Below are 253 nucleotides of genomic sequence, written 5' to 3'. Positions count from 1 at the left end.
GAGCAATTGCGTGCCGCTATCGTGGTGGTCTATGACGACAGCCAGCCAGCGTTTAGTCAGCAGGCTATGGCTGCCTCGGATCTGGTGATGCTAGCATCTGGCACGGCAACCCTTGAGGCGATGCTGCTTGAGCGCCCAATGGTGGTGGTATATCAATTAAATAAGCTGACCTATCAGATTGCCAAGCGTCTGATCAAAGTCCCTTATGTGGCACTGCCCAATATTTTAGCCGACACCGCCATCGTCCCTGAGC

Annotated in this window: 1 pseudogene; it reads left to right on the top strand. The window is 53.8% G+C overall.

The features are described 5' to 3' along the window. A pseudogene (locus AAEY83_RS17010) lies at window positions 1-253 on the top strand (lipid-A-disaccharide synthase); the annotation flags it as partial.

Source organism: Psychrobacter sp. TB20-MNA-CIBAN-0197, assembly GCF_040309765.1.
Lineage (GTDB): Bacteria > Pseudomonadota > Gammaproteobacteria > Pseudomonadales > Moraxellaceae > Psychrobacter > Psychrobacter submarinus.
The sequence above is the reverse complement of the archived record's forward strand: the minus strand, read 5'-3'. Positions and strand labels throughout refer to the sequence as shown.